16 protein-coding genes and 1 pseudogene are annotated in these 15,617 nt (G+C 35.1%); 8 read left to right on the forward strand and 9 right to left on the reverse strand.

Annotation, left to right across the window (positions count from 1 at the left end):
• Positions 1 to 269: 269 nt before the first annotated feature.
• The 7 genes from A9G24_RS00965 to A9G24_RS00995 form a co-directional block, all read right to left on the reverse strand.
• On the reverse strand, positions 270 to 1,091 hold the full coding sequence (locus A9G24_RS00965; protein WP_065637367.1) for a transporter substrate-binding domain-containing protein: 822 nt from the start codon (positions 1,089 to 1,091) through the stop codon (positions 270 to 272).
• Positions 1,092 to 1,146: 55 nt separating this feature from the next.
• On the reverse strand, positions 1,147 to 1,572 hold the full coding sequence (locus A9G24_RS00970) for a GNAT family N-acetyltransferase (RefSeq protein ID WP_065637368.1): 426 nt from the start codon (positions 1,570 to 1,572) through the stop codon (positions 1,147 to 1,149).
• A gap of 14 nt (positions 1,573 to 1,586) precedes the next feature.
• Positions 1,587 to 2,345 carry an amino acid ABC transporter ATP-binding protein gene (locus A9G24_RS00975; RefSeq protein ID WP_065587599.1) on the reverse strand — a complete coding sequence of 253 codons (759 nt, stop codon included), beginning with the start codon at positions 2,343 to 2,345 and terminating at the stop codon, positions 1,587 to 1,589.
• On the reverse strand, positions 2,342 to 3,082 hold the full coding sequence (locus tag A9G24_RS00980; protein WP_065587598.1) for an amino acid ABC transporter permease: 741 nt from the start codon (positions 3,080 to 3,082) through the stop codon (positions 2,342 to 2,344). Before A9G24_RS00980 ends, A9G24_RS00975 begins: the two co-directional genes overlap by 4 nt.
• Positions 3,083 to 3,104: 22 nt before the next feature.
• Complete coding sequence (locus tag A9G24_RS00985; protein ID WP_218056174.1) at positions 3,105 to 4,076, reverse strand: glutathione S-transferase family protein; 972 nt, start codon at positions 4,074 to 4,076, stop codon at positions 3,105 to 3,107.
• 169 nt (positions 4,077 to 4,245) lie between these two features.
• Entirely contained in the window at positions 4,246 to 4,947 is a 702-nt protein-coding gene (locus A9G24_RS00990) for a response regulator (protein WP_065637370.1), read from the reverse strand.
• Between the two features lie 15 nt (positions 4,948 to 4,962).
• Positions 4,963 to 6,552: an ATP-binding protein gene (locus tag A9G24_RS00995; RefSeq protein WP_065637371.1), complete on the reverse strand. Its 1,590-nt coding sequence runs from the start codon at positions 6,550 to 6,552 to the stop codon at positions 4,963 to 4,965.
• 275 nt (positions 6,553 to 6,827) lie between these two features.
• Here A9G24_RS00995 and A9G24_RS01000 point away from each other — a divergent pair.
• The 7 genes and pseudogenes from A9G24_RS01000 to citX form a co-directional block, all read left to right on the forward strand.
• A pseudogene (locus A9G24_RS01000) lies at positions 6,828 to 8,114 on the forward strand (2-hydroxycarboxylate transporter family protein); the annotation flags it as partial.
• An 89-nt stretch (positions 8,115 to 8,203) separates the two neighbouring features.
• Entirely contained in the window at positions 8,204 to 9,049 is an 846-nt protein-coding gene (locus tag A9G24_RS01005; protein ID WP_065637372.1) for a fumarylacetoacetate hydrolase family protein, read from the forward strand.
• 4 nt (positions 9,050 to 9,053) lie between these two features.
• The gene (citC, locus tag A9G24_RS01010; RefSeq protein ID WP_065637373.1) at positions 9,054 to 10,088 is read left to right on the forward strand and encodes a [citrate (pro-3S)-lyase] ligase; all 1,035 of its coding nucleotides are present in this window, start codon (positions 9,054 to 9,056) and stop codon (positions 10,086 to 10,088) included.
• Between the two features lie 21 nt (positions 10,089 to 10,109).
• Positions 10,110 to 10,400 carry a citrate lyase acyl carrier protein gene (gene citD / locus A9G24_RS01015; RefSeq protein ID WP_065637374.1) on the forward strand — a complete coding sequence of 97 codons (291 nt, stop codon included), beginning with the start codon at positions 10,110 to 10,112 and terminating at the stop codon, positions 10,398 to 10,400.
• Positions 10,397 to 11,284 carry a citrate (pro-3S)-lyase subunit beta gene (citE, locus tag A9G24_RS01020; RefSeq protein ID WP_065637375.1) on the forward strand — a complete coding sequence of 296 codons (888 nt, stop codon included), beginning with the start codon at positions 10,397 to 10,399 and terminating at the stop codon, positions 11,282 to 11,284. Before citD ends, citE begins: the two co-directional genes overlap by 4 nt.
• Positions 11,285 to 11,296: 12 nt before the next feature.
• Positions 11,297 to 12,826: a citrate lyase subunit alpha gene (gene citF / locus A9G24_RS01025; protein WP_065637376.1), complete on the forward strand. Its 1,530-nt coding sequence runs from the start codon at positions 11,297 to 11,299 to the stop codon at positions 12,824 to 12,826.
• 76 nt (positions 12,827 to 12,902) lie between these two features.
• A complete protein-coding gene (citX, locus tag A9G24_RS01030) occupies positions 12,903 to 13,463 on the forward strand; it encodes a citrate lyase holo-[acyl-carrier protein] synthase (RefSeq protein ID WP_176701145.1) in 561 nt (186 codons plus the stop codon).
• Between the two features lie 72 nt (positions 13,464 to 13,535).
• Here the strand turns inward: citX and metB are convergent, their stop codons facing one another.
• Entirely contained in the window at positions 13,536 to 14,702 is a 1,167-nt protein-coding gene (metB, locus tag A9G24_RS01035; protein ID WP_065637377.1) for a cystathionine gamma-synthase, read from the reverse strand.
• A 177-nt stretch (positions 14,703 to 14,879) separates the two neighbouring features.
• Here metB and metJ point away from each other — a divergent pair, with 177 nt between their 5' ends.
• Positions 14,880 to 15,191 (forward strand): met regulon transcriptional regulator MetJ, encoded by a 312-nt coding sequence (gene metJ / locus A9G24_RS01040; protein WP_065587588.1) that lies wholly within the window; start codon positions 14,880 to 14,882, stop codon positions 15,189 to 15,191.
• Positions 15,192 to 15,268: 77 nt separating this feature from the next.
• Here metJ and rpmE read toward each other — a convergent pair whose 3' ends face one another.
• Positions 15,269 to 15,484 (reverse strand): 50S ribosomal protein L31, encoded by a 216-nt coding sequence (gene rpmE / locus A9G24_RS01045; protein ID WP_065557564.1) that lies wholly within the window; start codon positions 15,482 to 15,484, stop codon positions 15,269 to 15,271.
• Between the last annotated feature and the right edge of the window lie 133 nt (positions 15,485 to 15,617).

Below are 15,617 nucleotides of genomic sequence, written 5' to 3' on the forward strand. Positions count from 1 at the left end.
CTAAGGCAGTTTTGATTAGACTTTTAATGAAAAGCTTTGGATACAGTGTTAAAAGACATCAAAAAATCATATATCAAATTGATTTTAATAATTTTTTGTTGCTATTTTTTAATAAAATCTGTCCATTAAATATTTGCTCGATACTTTGCTTCGATTTTTCATTATGTCAATGTTGGCTTAAATATTCGACCTGATGAGGTGATAACCGATATTTATCTGCCATGAGCATAAAAGAATCGATTATCAATCCAAAAGAATAGAAAAATTGATTATTTAGGTGAGTAATCAGCACGAAAATAGTGATCACTTATTTTCGATAATTCACCATTGCTAATGATCTTTGTGATACCCTCATTGATATCTTTAGTTAATTGTTCGCCTTTAGCTCCTTTACTGATCAATAAGTAACTGTATGGCGAACCAATACGATCAGCATCTTCTTTGTTTAATTCTATTATTTTAAGGTTAAGATTATGTTCGTTAATCAATTGTGATAGCATCACTTTATCGATTAATTGGAAATCATATTGTCCAATTTCAACATGTTGCAGTACGGGCAATAAGTCGGCCTCACTATAAATAATTTTGACAGGATTATTAGGATGCTGCTCATTATAAAGCTCTAATGCGGTGGCATAATTCAATCCTGGTGTCACTTCGGTTGATTTGCCATTCAGATCGGCAAAATGTTTAATATCGTTATTGTTTTTTGCCACCGCAATGGCGTATTGGTTTTTAAAAATAGGATCAGAATAAAAATACTTTTCTTTGCGCTTTTCATTCATAGCATAATTATTGGCACCCACCTGATAACGCTGCGCATCAAGCCCGGCTAAAACCGATGGAAACTCAGTAAGTTCGAAGCTAATTTCATATTGTGGTAGCTTGGCAAATATGGCTTTTACCACATCAATATCATACCCCATTAACTCACCTTTCTCATCTACTGTGGTGAATGGGCTCGGCGCGCCCGATGTTGCAATAATAATTGTTTCTTTACCTTTTGCCTCTGAGGCCTTCTTTTGATTATCACAGCCAGTTAATAATAAAGACCCTACTGCTAAAATACTTAACCATTTTTTGTAATTCATAAAGCTATTCCCCCTGTAAATTTAGCTCAATTTTGAACTGTTTTTTATCGATATTTTAAATAAACCCCATGTTTTTCATATCAGTTAGATGATCAACCTGATAACGTGCCATGCCCGTTTTCATTACTGCAAAGCCTAATTTTTTATAAAACTTGACAGTTTGTGGATGGGTGTAAAGAATGATATTGCACTGTTTTACTTGTTCAACGAGTTTATCAACAATCAGCCGTCCATACTGTTGTCCATGTAGGTGTTTTGCTAATGCAATGTTATATATAGCCGCCTGACAAACACCATCAGATAATGCACGCCCAACACCTACAATGCGATCTTGTTCCAGTAAAAATACAACAGCATAGCTATTACGAAACACTTGCTCTTGTGTCTTAGCATCCAATGAACTGAGTCCATAAAAAGCGAGTAAATCAGCAACTTCTTGCCAATTAATCCCATCACAATGTTGCTGAATAATAATATTCATCCATACTCCATTTATTAAATTTCATAATCTATATGCCCAGCAGAATAATATCTAGCTAAAAAATCTTTCGTTCTTGGTTGAGTTGGATTTGAAAACACCTGCTGCGGTGAACCATCTTCAATGATTTGTCCTTTATCTAAAAATAACACCCGAGTTGCAATGTCATGCACAAAACTCATTTCATGAGAAACTAACATCATAGTAATACCTGATTTAGCGGCTATTTTGATGGTTGCTAACACTTCACCCACTAGTTCAGGATCAAGTGCCGAGGTGGGCTCATCAAGCAATAACACTTTCGGTTCCATAGCTAATGCTCTGGCAATTGCAACTCGTTGCTGTTGCCCACCTGATAATTGTTTTGGATAATGATAAATTCGCTCAGCAAGACCAACCTGAGCCAATTTTTCATAGGCTATCTGTTGAGCTTTATCCTTTGGGTATTTTTTCACAATCATTAGCCCTTCCATAACATTTTCTAACGCATTTTTTTGTTGAAATAAGTTGAATTGTTGAAACACCATTGCTGTTTGCTGACGAAATGCGACAATTTTATGCCTTTTTCTACAACTGACATCAAATTCAAAATGATCAATACGGATCTTACCTTGTTGTGGTTTTTCTAATAAATTTAAACACCTTAATAGCGTTGATTTACCGGCACCGGATGCCCCAATAATCGCGACAATTTCATGGGGATGAATGTGAAAATTAAGGTGATCCAATATCAGATTATGATGAAAAGATAATGTTAAATTTTGCACATTAATCATAATAATTTTCCTCGGCGATAACTTGGAGTGTTAACACTGTCAGAAATGGTTAAACGCTTTTCTAAATATTTCATAATCAGTTCAATAATAATGGTTAATGCCCAGTAAATTAATGCCAATGAAATATAAACTTCAAAATAACGATAATTATGCCCAGCTAAAGTTTTCCCTCGACCGGTCATTTCGGTCACCGAACAGACAAACGCTAATGATGTGCCTTTTAGTAAACCAATTAGCGCATTACCTAAATTAGGTAAGGCCACAATAATAGCTTCAGGAATGACAATTCTACGTAACAATTGGCTATAGGTCATGCCCAATGATTGCGCAGCTTCAATCTGACCTTTATTCACAGACTGTAATGCGGCGCGGATTGTTTCTGAATTATAGGCTGCCTCGTTAAACGAAAAGGCAATTAACACAAAAAATATTGGGGATATGCCATTAATATTATAGTGAGTATCATAAAAATAATTGATATAACGCAGTAAGATAGGAATACCATAAAAGCTTAAATAGAGCTGTACTAATAATGGCGTTCCTCTTATAAAAGAGACAAATACCGCTGCTATTTGTGATAATATCGGTATTTTATTCATTTTGATGATAGCAATAATCAGACCGAGCATTACCCCAAGTAACATCGAGAAAAAAGTAATAAAAAGAGTTACAGGCAAATAACCAAGTAACATTGGGATTTGAGTAAAAATCAATCCAACATCTAATATATTTGGCATTATCATTATCCCATTAACTAAATTAGTGACTTGAACTAAACTGTTTATCTCGGTTATGTGGTGTATGCCAATGACTCACATCTGGACCTAAGGGTAAAATATCATAAGGATTATGCGCATTATCGCCCAAAAAATAGCCTTTTTTTATTGCTTCAAAATCAGTTGTTTCCCCAAAAGCAGGCATTTGATAAAGATCTCGAGCATAAGCCCATAAGTTAGGATAGTCGATAATTCGGTTACGATTGGTTTTAAATGCACCATAGTAGGCAACATCAAATCGAGCCAATGTCACATAGAGGCGAATATCAGAATCAGTTATTTTATCACCAAACAGATAACGTGATTGACTCAAACGCTGTTCTAGCTTATCTAATCGATTAAAAACAAGATGATAAGCATCTTCATATGCTTTTTGCGAACGTGCAAAACCCGCTTTATATACGCCATTATTGACTTCATGGAATATTACATCGTTTAGCGCATCAATATCCGCTCGTAATTGTTCAGGATAAAGGTCGGGTGCGTCCGTTTTATGGAAAGGTTTAAATGCAGTTGCCCAATAATAAGTCAGCTTAAAATAATCGTTGTTGACCACTTTGCCTGTTTTTACATCGACAACGGTTGGCACTGTCGCCCTGCCATCATATTCAGGATCTGTTGAAGCATAGATTTCAGGTAGATAACGAATACCCAGTACAGGATCAACACCGCCAACATCAAGCGAAAATTCCCAGCCATTAGAAGTTCTAATCGGACTTACTTTACCGATACTAATTACATCGTCTAACCCTAATAATTTAATAGCTATCATTGAGCGGTGTGCCCAAGGGCAAATAGCTGCCCAAATTAAACGATAACGACTTGCTTCAATGGGTAACTGTCCGGGTTTATCACCAAATGGTGTATCAAAACGGTTAGTTTGACGGATAAATTCTCCATTTTTGCCAATCTCGTTATTTTCATTAGTAACGATCTTTCCTATAGCTAAAGACATACGCTTACTCCTTATCATTTGGTACTGCAAAATTTAACTATCTGACAACTAGGTTAGTTCAATCTAGCATCAAATATTTGGCAGTTAAAATAACAAATAAGCATATTTATATAATTATCAATTATATAGAAGATAAATCACTATATGAAAATTATCTTAACTTAAATATTTATTTTCCTAAACGTCTATATAATCTTTCTGGACGACCAATTTTTCCGTGATTAAGTTCGACTGTTAATAATTTGATTTGGACACAATATTCTAAATATCGCCTAGCAGTTGTTTTGCTAATATTGGCTTTCTCTACTATTTCGTCAACGGTGAGAGCTTTATCACTCTGCATAAAAATGTCTTTCACTTTTTGTAATGTGATTTCCTCAATGCCTTTTGAGTGTCGGTTCATATTAACAAAGTCTTTAGTTTGCAAATTGAAAAGCTCATCAATTTTTCGCTGATTAACGTGTTTTTGTAAACTTTGTCGATATAAAAAGAGTTCAAAACGCTCAAGCGAATGCTTTAATCGTTGATAAGAGACAGGTTTAATCAAATAATCAAACGAGCCTAAACGAATTGCTTTACTACACGTATCCATATCACTTGCAGCGGTAATAAAAATAACATAGCAATCTAAATGATTGTTGATGATATATTCAAATAACTCTATTCCTTTACCATCTGGTAAATAGTTATCAAGTAAAATTAAGGTTGGTTTTAGCTTTTCAACCATTATTTTGGCTTCTTCTAGGTTTGATGCGATACCAATGACGTTGACTTTTGTGTCTTTTTGAATAAACTCTGCATTTAATTCGGCTAATATTGGCTCATCTTCTACAATCAGTACTTTGATAATATTTTCTTGGAATGTGTTCATACAATTACCTTTCGATTATTTGGGAATAAATACAGAAAAAATCGTTCCATACGGTGTATTATCTTCAAATGTAATATAACCATTAGCCTTTTTTATATAGGTTGAAACAAGGTGTAAACCAATGCCATGCTCTTTACCCTCTTGAGATGTAACGCCAGGTTCAAAAATGGAATCACGAATATTTTCATCAATACCACAACCTTGGTCACTGATCTCAAGTACAATTTCATCTGTTGCATCACTAAGATATAAATAAATTGTTTTATCACCAAGATCATTTTTCAAACTGGCATTAAAGGCATTATCAAGCAAATTACCTAAAATTGACATAAATTCTGTTTCGGTGATAAGTGAAGGTAATGCACTTAATTGGCATGCAGGATCAAATAATAGATTTAAACCAATTTCATGTGATTTTGCATATTTACCAATTAACAAACCACATACAGCTGGTACCTTAAAATGTGCGGTAATAAAGTCTAAATTACTTTGATTATCAGCAGAATGCAATGCGATAAAAGATTGCGCTTCTTCATACCGTTTCATATAAATTAAACCCGACAAAGTTGCTAACCAATTAAGATGCTCGTGCCTTAATGCGCGTAAATTATCGACATATTGTGTTACTTGCGTTAATTGCATGCCTAATACATTAATATCATCAAAATTACGAAAAGTAATTACCCAACCTTGAATTTTATCATCAACAACCACTCGAACTCGACTGGCAATAACAATCATGTTATTGAAATAGCATATATGATCGTGTATGTCTTCTGTTTGATTTTCTTTTTTATAGATAAAGTCACTTGAGGTGATAAATTCGCTTAAATCATGTTCATGTAATTCGTCATCATTTATCTTAATATCTAACATTGTCCGAGCAGATTGATTAATATTGATAATTTTATAATTAAGATCAATGGCAATAACACCTTCAAAAATCGATTCCATGATCGACTTTTGGCTTTTTACCAGTAGTGCGATTGCTTTAGGTTCTAAATTAAACATCTGTTTTTTAATTGCTTTTGAAAAACAGTATGAAAAGATAAATAAGGCTAAAAACAATAAAGAACAAAATGCAATAAACGGTATAAACTGTTTTATATGCAATGCATAAATATCATCAATCATATAGCCGACCGAGACTATACCGATAATCCTACCGTTTTCAATAATTGGGGCTTTTCCCCTTAATGCTAGACCAAGAGACCCCTCACTAATGGTGATGCTACTATTACCGTTAAGAACCTCTTGATTATCCCCTCCAACCATGGGGGAATGTAAAGGGCTATTAGCTGTATGGAATAAGCGGTTGGCATTCGCATCGCCAATAACAATATAGCTTGCATCACTTTGTTTAAATATATCTGTGATTAAATTAGCTATTTTATTTGTGTCTTTGTCTTTGACATATTCAATTAAACTTGGTAAAACGGATAACTCTTTTGCTTGAATCTGTGCTTTTTCGCCCAAACTACGATACAAATTTGTTTCAGTTGTGCTCCAAATATAACTTTGTAATAGCGCAAGAACAATCAGCGAAAAGAACAAAAGCGATAAAAAAAGTTTTGTGGTAAATGATAAGTGAATTTTCCTTCGCATTTTTGTATTTGCTTTTCAAATTAAGTTCAAATAAGTGTATCACAGCATTAAAAAACATATATCCTTTAAAACCATAAAAACCACAGTTAATTTATGATTTATATCACAAAAATTTCATTAATTTTTTGTAAAGATATGCCTATTAAATTTGAATAAGTAAAATCATTTTGGAGAAAAAATAAATGGCGGATTTCAAGTCACTTGAAAATAAACATAATTTAAAAGAATCAACGAGTAAGCCCTTTGAAGAAAAGCTAACAGGTTGGCCATATAATTGGTGGCGCCTTATGGACAACTATAAAATTGGTGTCATTCCACTACCATTATTTATTATTGCGGGCATCCTTATCTTTAGTGAAGTATTAGTAACTGGTAAATTGCCTAGTGAAATTGTTGTCATGGTAGTGACTTGTGCTTTTTTTGGTTTTTTATGTGGTGAAATCGGTAAACGCTTACCAATCGTTGGGAAAATGGGTGCTGCCGCAATTTGTGCAACCTTTATTCCTTCTGCATTAGTTTATTATGGTATTCTTCCTGAACCAGTCGTTGTTGCAACAAAAAAATTCTATAAAGATACACATATTCTTTATTTATATATATGTTGTATCATCGTGGGTAGTATTATGAATATGGATAAGAAAACACTTATCCAAGGATTCTTAAAAATCTTCGGCCCAATGGTATGTGGCGAAATCGTTGGTATGCTTGTTGGTGTAGGCGTTGGTTATTTACTTGGTTTAACACCATTTGAAACATTCTTCTTCTTAGTATTACCTATTATGGCCGGTGGTGTTGGTGAAGGTGCGATTCCTCTTTCAATCGGATATGCTTCAATTTTAGGTATGGAGCAAGGTGATGCGCTTGGTCGTGTGTTACCAATCGTAATGTTAGGCGGTTTAACTGGTATTATTTGTGGTGGTATTCTTAATCGTATCGGTAAAGCTTATCCGCACTTAACTGGTAATGGTCGACTATTACCTGCAGATGATGAAGTTGCTGATAAAAAAGCAGCTAAAACTGAATCAATTATTGATGTAACTACATTCGCTTCAGGTGTATTATTAGCAGCTATTCTTTATATGGTTGGTATGATTGGTCACAAAGTGACTGGTATTCCAGCTCCAGTAGGAATGCTATTTGCAGCAGTTTTTGTTAAATTAGTATCTGGTGTTTCACCTAAAGTATTAAGTGGTTCACAGGTTGTTTATAAATTTTTCCAAACTTCTGTTACTTACCCAATTTTATTTGCGGTAGGTGTTGCAATCACGCCTTGGGAAAAAATTGTAGATGCATTCACAATCACAAACCTAATTGTTATTGTTTGTACAGTTGTTAGTTTGGTTACTACTGGTTTCTTTGTTGCTAAAAAACTTGGTATGTATCCTGTTGATGCTGCTGTTATTTCTTGTTGTCAAAGTGGTCAAGGCGGAACGGGTGACGTGGCAATCTTAACTGCTGCAGAACGTATGGAATTAATGCCATTTGCACAAATTGCAACGCGTATCGGTGGGGCAATCAATGTTTCAGTATCATTACTTATTCTCGGCAATTTCTTAGTATAGATTTTACACATTAAAGAACAACCTTAGTTTATACTAAGGTTGTTTATTTTATAGTTACAATTAGCACAAACAGCTTTTAAGGAGTTTTCATGAAGCTTGTCAGTTATCTTGTCTCTGGTAGAGCAAGTTTTGGTCTTCTTACTCATAACGGTATTGTTGATTTAAAGCAAAAATTAGGTGATAAATATACCGATTTAAAATCACTACTTGCCGATAAAGAAGGACTATCTATTGCCAAAACCTACCTTAATGCCCCAAGTGACATTGATGAACAAGACATTACTTATTTACCCGTCATTCCAAATCCAAACAAAATTTTATGTGTTGGTATGAACTATGCTGAAAAACGAGCAGAATTTAATGAAACTAGCTCCGCACCGACACTTTTCGTTCGTTTTCCTGACTCACAAACTGGTCACAAAACCAATATTATTAAACCAGCCATTACTAATGAATTAGATTATGAAGGCGAATTAGCAATTATTATTGGTAAAACAGGTTTTCGTATTAAGCAAGAAGATGCGTTATCATATGTAGCAGGTTATAGCTGTTATATGGATGGTTCTATTCGTGACTGGCAGTATACATGGTTTACCGCTGGTAAAAATTGGCCAAGCACTGGCGCATTCGGCCCATGTATTACAACAAGTGATGAGATCCCTGATCCAAAAGAATTATCTTTAACCACTTATTTAAATGGCGAGCAAATGCAACATGATTCTATCAAAAATCTTGTGCATACTGTGCCTGAATTAATTTCATATATCAGTACATTTACTCATTTATCGCCTGGGGATGTCATTCTTACTGGTTCACCTGGTGGAGTGGGTAAAAAACGTCACCCTCCTGTGTTTATGCAAGATGGGGATATTATTGAAGTTGAAATTACCAAGATTGGGCGTTTAACTAACTCTGTTGTAGCAGAAAAAGGGTAACATTATGTATGATTTAGTTGATTACACTGTTGTTGATATTTCCAAATCAAAACAAGATTATCAAGAAATTGAGCAACTATTATATCGCTCTGATCTTAATTTAGATTCACAAGTTACCATTTTTATGGTCGTAAAAATTGACACTAAAATTATAGCTTGTGCAGGGATTGATCGTAATACTATAAAGTGCGTTGCTATTGATCCTGATTATCGTGGCAATCAACTAAATCTCACTTTAATGGATCACACCATAAAATATGCTAACGAAAGTGGCTATTTTCACCTTTTTTTATATACAAAACCTGAAAATATAGATTTTTTTAAAGGATGTGGTTTTTACCCTATTGTTGAAATAACCGATCTTGCTGTCTTAATGGAAAATAATCCTGTTGGTATTAAACAGTATTGTAAGCAACTACACGCACAACAAAAAAACGGAAAAAAGATTGGCAGTATTGTTATGAATGCCAATCCTTTTACTAAAGGTCATCAATATCTTGTACAATATGCAGCCAGCCAATGTGATTGGTTACATGTTTTTGTCGTCAATGAAAATGCATCACAATTTTCATTTGATACACGTTTAAAATTAGTTCAAGATGGTACTAAACACATAAAAAATGTTATTGTGCATGCTAGCTCGCCTTATATTATTTCAAGAGCAACATTTCCGACTTATTTTCTAAAAGATAAGGCAAAAATTGATCGAGCCTATATGGGTATCGATCTGCTTATATTCCGGAATTATATTGCACCAACACTTAATATCGCTTATCGATTTGTTGGCACGGAACCTTATGATGAGGTCACTAAAGCTTATAATGAAGCCATGTCTTATTGGCTTGAAGATAACACGGTCAGTGAAAAAACAGCGATCACGGTTGTTGAAGTTCCACGAATAACTGAAGGCGATACTATCATATCGGCCTCATTAGTGAGAAAATTATTGGCATCTGGGCAATATGACGAGGTAAAAAAGCTGGTTCCATCTACTACATGGGATTACCTTTCAGCTAATTTGGATAAATTTAAAATTTAATACGTTTTAAAAGGTAAAAAAATGAAAATACAAAAAGAAGCCATGGCAGGGACTCTTGAATCAAGTGATTTGTTAGTCAAAGTCATGCCAAACGCGGGAATTGAAATTGTTATTAATAGTGATGTTAATAAACAATTTGGCGATCAAATCCGGGCAGTTGTTGAGCAAACTTTAAATGAGCTTAATGTAACTGACGGTTTAATCATTATTGATGATAAAGGTGCACTTGATTGTGCTATTAAAGCCAGAGTTCAATGTGCAGTATTACGTGGCGCAGAAGAAGAAAACTTAGATTGGAGCAAATTACTATGAAAAAATTACGTCGAAGTATGCTATTTCTTCCAGGTGCAAACGCCGCAATGTTATCGACTTCATTTGTTTATAAACCTGATTCAATCATGTTCGATCTTGAAGATGCGGTTTCAATTAAAGAAAAAGATTCAGCACGTTTATTAGTGGCACAAACATTGCTTCTTCCTGTTTATAAAGAGCATGGAATTGAAACAGTAGTACGAATCAACGCCCTTGATACTCCATTTGGTTTAAAAGACCTTGAAGCAGTGGTAAGAGCTGGTGTTGACGTAGTACGTTTACCGATGACTAACTGCGCTGAAGATATTCATGAGTTAGAAGCACACGTTGAAAGAATTGAAAAAGAGTGTGGGCGTAAAGTGGGCAGCACTAAATTAATGGCCGCGATTGAATCCGCTCAAGGGGTTGTTAATGCCGTTTCTATTGCTAAATCTTCCCCACGTTTAATCGGTATTGCACTAGCTGCATTTGACTATCTTGTTGATATGCAAACTGAGCGTGGCGACGGTACTGAGTTATTTTATGCTCGCTGCGCAGTATTACATGCAGCACGTGTAGCTGGCATTGATGCCTTTGATGTGGTGTATTCAAATGTTAATGATGATGAAGGTTTCTTAAAAGAAGTTAGCTTAATCAAAAAACTCGGATATAACGGTAAATCACTGATCAATCCAAGACAAATTGAACTATTACATAATGCGTATGCTCCAACCGCAGCTGAAGTTGATCATGCTCAAAAAGTAGTTGAAGCAGCAGAAGAAGGTGAAAGAAAAGGCCTTGGCGTTATTTCCTTAAACGGCAAAATGATTGATGCACCGATTATTGCTCGTGCTAGAAAAGTTATCGAGTTGGCTAAATATTCCGGTGTACGTAAAGAAATTTGATAGGATTGAAAAATGACTACTTCTATAAACAAAAAAATTGATGATTTGCTTAAACAGCACCCTGATCTCAAGAATATTACGCCTTTTGTTGATGCTAACGCAACAACACCCTATTTAAAAGATGATTCTAAATACACGCGTAAATTATGTGATTCTATTGAACAGGCAATCAAAAAATGTGAATTACGTGATGGTATGACTATCTCTTTTCACCATGCATTTCGTGAAGGTGATAAGGTTATCAATAAAGTTGTTGAAACGATCAGTAAGTTAGGCATTAAAAACTTAACGTTAGCTTCAAGTTCATTATTAAGTTGTAACTCAGCACTTATTCCTCATATCGAATCAGGGGTCATTACTAAAATTTATACCTCTGGTCTACGTGGTAAATTAGCCGATGCAATTTCACACGGTTTAATGGAAAACCCTGTTCATATCCATTCTCATGGTGGACGCGTAAAACTTATCCAAAGCGGTGAAATTAATATTGATATCGCATTTTTAGCGGTTTCAACTGCCGATGAACAAGGTAACGCAAATGGTGTATCAGGTAAATCACAATGTGGTGCCCTTGGTTATGCCATGGTTGATGCGCAATTTGCTAAAAAAGTGGTACTACTGACTGAAGATATTGTTGGATATCCTAACCATCCAGCAAGTATTCGCCAAGATCAAGTTGACTATATCGTTAAAGTTGATGAGGTGGGTGATCCAACTAAAATCAGTGTGGGTGCAGCGCGTATCACTAGCAATCCACGCGAACTGATGATCGCTCGTTATGCAGCTGATGTTATTGAACATTCAGGCTATTTCAAAGATGGTTTTTCAATTCAAACTGGTTCGGGTGCATCGTCAACTGCGGCAACGCGTTTCCTTGAAAATCGTATGCGTGCGAAAAATATCACTGCATCATTTGCATTAGGTGGTATTACCGCAAGTATTGTTGATCTTCATGAAAAAGGATTAGTTAAACGTTTATTAGACACTCAAAGCTTTGATGGCACAGCTGGACAATCTTTAGGTAAAAATAAAGATCATATTGAAGTATCAACCAACGTTTATGCGAACCCAGCATCAAAAGGTGCAAGCGTTGATGAACTTGATATTGTTATTTTAAGTGCTTTAGAAATTGACCTTAATTACAATGTTAATGTATTAACTGGTTCTGACGGCGTTATGCGTGGTGCGTCTGGCGGTCACTGTGATACTGCTGCTGGTGCAAACTTAACAATCGTTGTTGCACCACTGATTCGTAGCCGTATTCCAACGGTAATTAAAAAGGTAACAACACTAGTCACTCCTGGTGAAAGCGTTGATGTGCTAGTAACTGACCATGGTATTGCGGTTAATCCTAACCGTCCAGAAATTGCTGAACGTTTAAAAGCAGCTAATTTACCAATTATGAGCATTGAAGAGCTTTATCAACGTGCTGTATCTTTAACTGGTGAGCCAAAACCAATCGAGTTTAAAGATAAAATTGTTGGTATTGTCCATTTCCGCGACGGTTCAGTTATTGATGTCGTGCGTGAAGTTAAAGACTAATTTTAGTTTTAATTAATAAAGTAATAGCCTGACATGTAAAAGTGTTATGCTATTACTGTTTTTATCCAATGGAAAAATGCTAATTAAATTTGATGATGGCACTCCAATTAACCTTGAGCAAATGCTATTAGCCAAGGAAAAGCGAGTGGAAAACCAAAACCAGGCAATGATATGTTATAAACATCCCATCATATCCTTAAGCCTAGTTATTCCAGGTGCTATAAAAAATAGTAGCGGTGCTCGTTATCTTTTTGACGAGGCAATCAAAACATTACATCACTGTTTTTTACAAAATGACATCGCAATAATCAATGAAGATCATTATCACTATATCACCGGTTCAGAAGCTATTATAGCAATAAAATGTTCAGCTAATGTCCTTAAAAAATACTGTATTGATATTGAAAATAATCACCCATTAGGACGTTTGTGGGATATCGATGTTATTGACATTGTTACACAAAAAAGCCTGTCACGATCACAATTCGACAACAAACCAAGACAATGCTTAGTCTGTCATGAAATAGCAAAACTTTGCGGTAGAGCAAAACGGCATTCAATTGATGAAATTTTTACAGCGATTGAAAACAAGATAGAAAAATTTCAGCAAAATAAAAGTGATAATAATCATTGCTAATAACGGATTGATGGAATAGCCTGTCTACATATCTGATATATCATCAATCCTAATTATAATCTGAAAAATCAGTTATACTGTTTCAAGTGCTTGCTGTAAATCAGCCAGTAAATCAGTAATATCTTCCAATCCCACCGAAATACGCAATAATTGATCTGAAATCCCAGCCGTTTTTCGTGCTTCGGCACTAATACCTGAATGAGTCATTGTTGCTGGATGACATATAAGACTTTCCACTCCACCAAGTGATTGAGCCAATGTAAAAATATTAAGCGCTTTTAAAAATTTCGGCATGACATCGGCATCGCCAACTAATTCAAAACTGAGTAACGAACCAAAGCCTTTCTGCTGTTTTTTAGCAATATCATGTCCAAGATTAGTTGGTAAAGAGGGATGAAATACTTTAGCTATTTTTGGATGATTAGCAAGAAACCCTACAACTTTTTGCGCATTGTCTTGTTGCAAATTTACACGCGCAGCAAGGGTTCGTAATCCACGTAATAAAAGATAACTATCAAATGATGAAGTCAGCGTACCAATATTATTGGCCCACCATAAAACATCTGTAGCAAGTTGTTGGTCCTTAAAAACTAAAATCCCTGCTAATAAATCCGAATGTCCGTTTAAAAATTTAGTACAAGAGTGGGTAACAATATCAGCACCAAGCTCCAATGGCTTTTGTAAAATAGGCGTCATAAACGTATTATCGACTAAAACCAAAGCACCTACATCATGCGCTTGTTGCGCAATTTTTTTTATATCAACAACACGCAGTAATGGATTACTTGGTGTCTCAATCAAGACTAACTTGGGATGTAAGCTTAATGCTTCTTGCAATGCAACCAAGTCAGACTGATCAACAAATTTTACCTTAAAATAACCTTTCTGACTTAAACTATTAAAAAGCCGATAGCTACCACCATAACAATCATGAGGAGCAACAACTAAGTCATTTGGCGCTAATAAGGCAACACTAATAAGGTGAATGGCTGACATGCCACAGTTCGTTAAAATAGCATCAGCACCACCTTCTAATTTTGCAACTGTTTCTTCCACCAATCGCCGACTTGGATTTGCTTTTCGCGCATAATCAAATTCTCTGGATTTAGCAAATTCTTCATAACGATAACAAGTAGATGGTGTGATAACAGGTACGACACTGCCATATTGATCATCAGTATTGAGCCCACCGCGAACAGCAATAGTTCCTTGGCTTAGATTGTTTGATTGACTAGCCATAATAACACTCCTCTAAATAATACATTGCTTACTTCAAGAATAGATTGTACAAGAATAACACACTGAATATAGACGTCAACATGTCTAGATGTCTAACTATCTTGGTGTGTAGATTGCAGAAAGATAAAAAAAACGTTAGAATTGCCCACATTATTTGTGATGTAATTTGGTGAAAATATGATGGAATGGAATGGCGAATATATAAGCCCTTATGCTGAACATGGTAAAAAAAGTGAGCAAGTAAAAAAAATTACAGTATCAATTCCGTTAAAAGTATTAAAAATATTGACTGATGAGCGTACTCGCAGACAAGTTAATAATTTACGTCACGCAACAAATAGTGAATTATTATGTGAAGCTTTTCTTCATGCTTATACTGGTCAACCTTTACCTTGTGATGATGATTTACAAAGAGACCGTGAAGACGGTATTCCCAAACAAGCACAAAAAATGATGCAAGATTTAGGCATCACCCCAGAATTCGATTGATTATTAACTAAAAATATTAATTTTCAAAAAGCAAAAAGGCGCATTATGCGCCTTTTCAGATACGGTTTTTCGGAAAATTATTTTTTACCGCCAACCATAGCAAAACGTTGTTTGAACTTATCTACACGTCCACCAGTTGCAACATCACGTTGTTTACCAGTATAGAACGGGTGACACTCACCACATACATCAAGATGAATATCATGACCAATAGTAGAATGAGTTTTAATAACGTTACCACAAGAGCAAGTTGCTGTAATTGCGGTGTATTCTGGGTGGATACCTTCTTTCATAATAAGCCTCTAAAATTTGTTCGTATCGCTATATAAATGGCTATAATAGCAAAATCTATACACCATACGAATGTTAAAAAACAAGATAAGCTGCAAATTATACGACCAATGTTTGAGTTAATCAAGTAATAAA

Source organism: Gilliamella sp. App6-5 (genome assembly GCF_001690525.1).
Classification (GTDB): domain Bacteria; phylum Pseudomonadota; class Gammaproteobacteria; order Enterobacterales; family Orbaceae; genus Gilliamella; species Gilliamella apicola_H.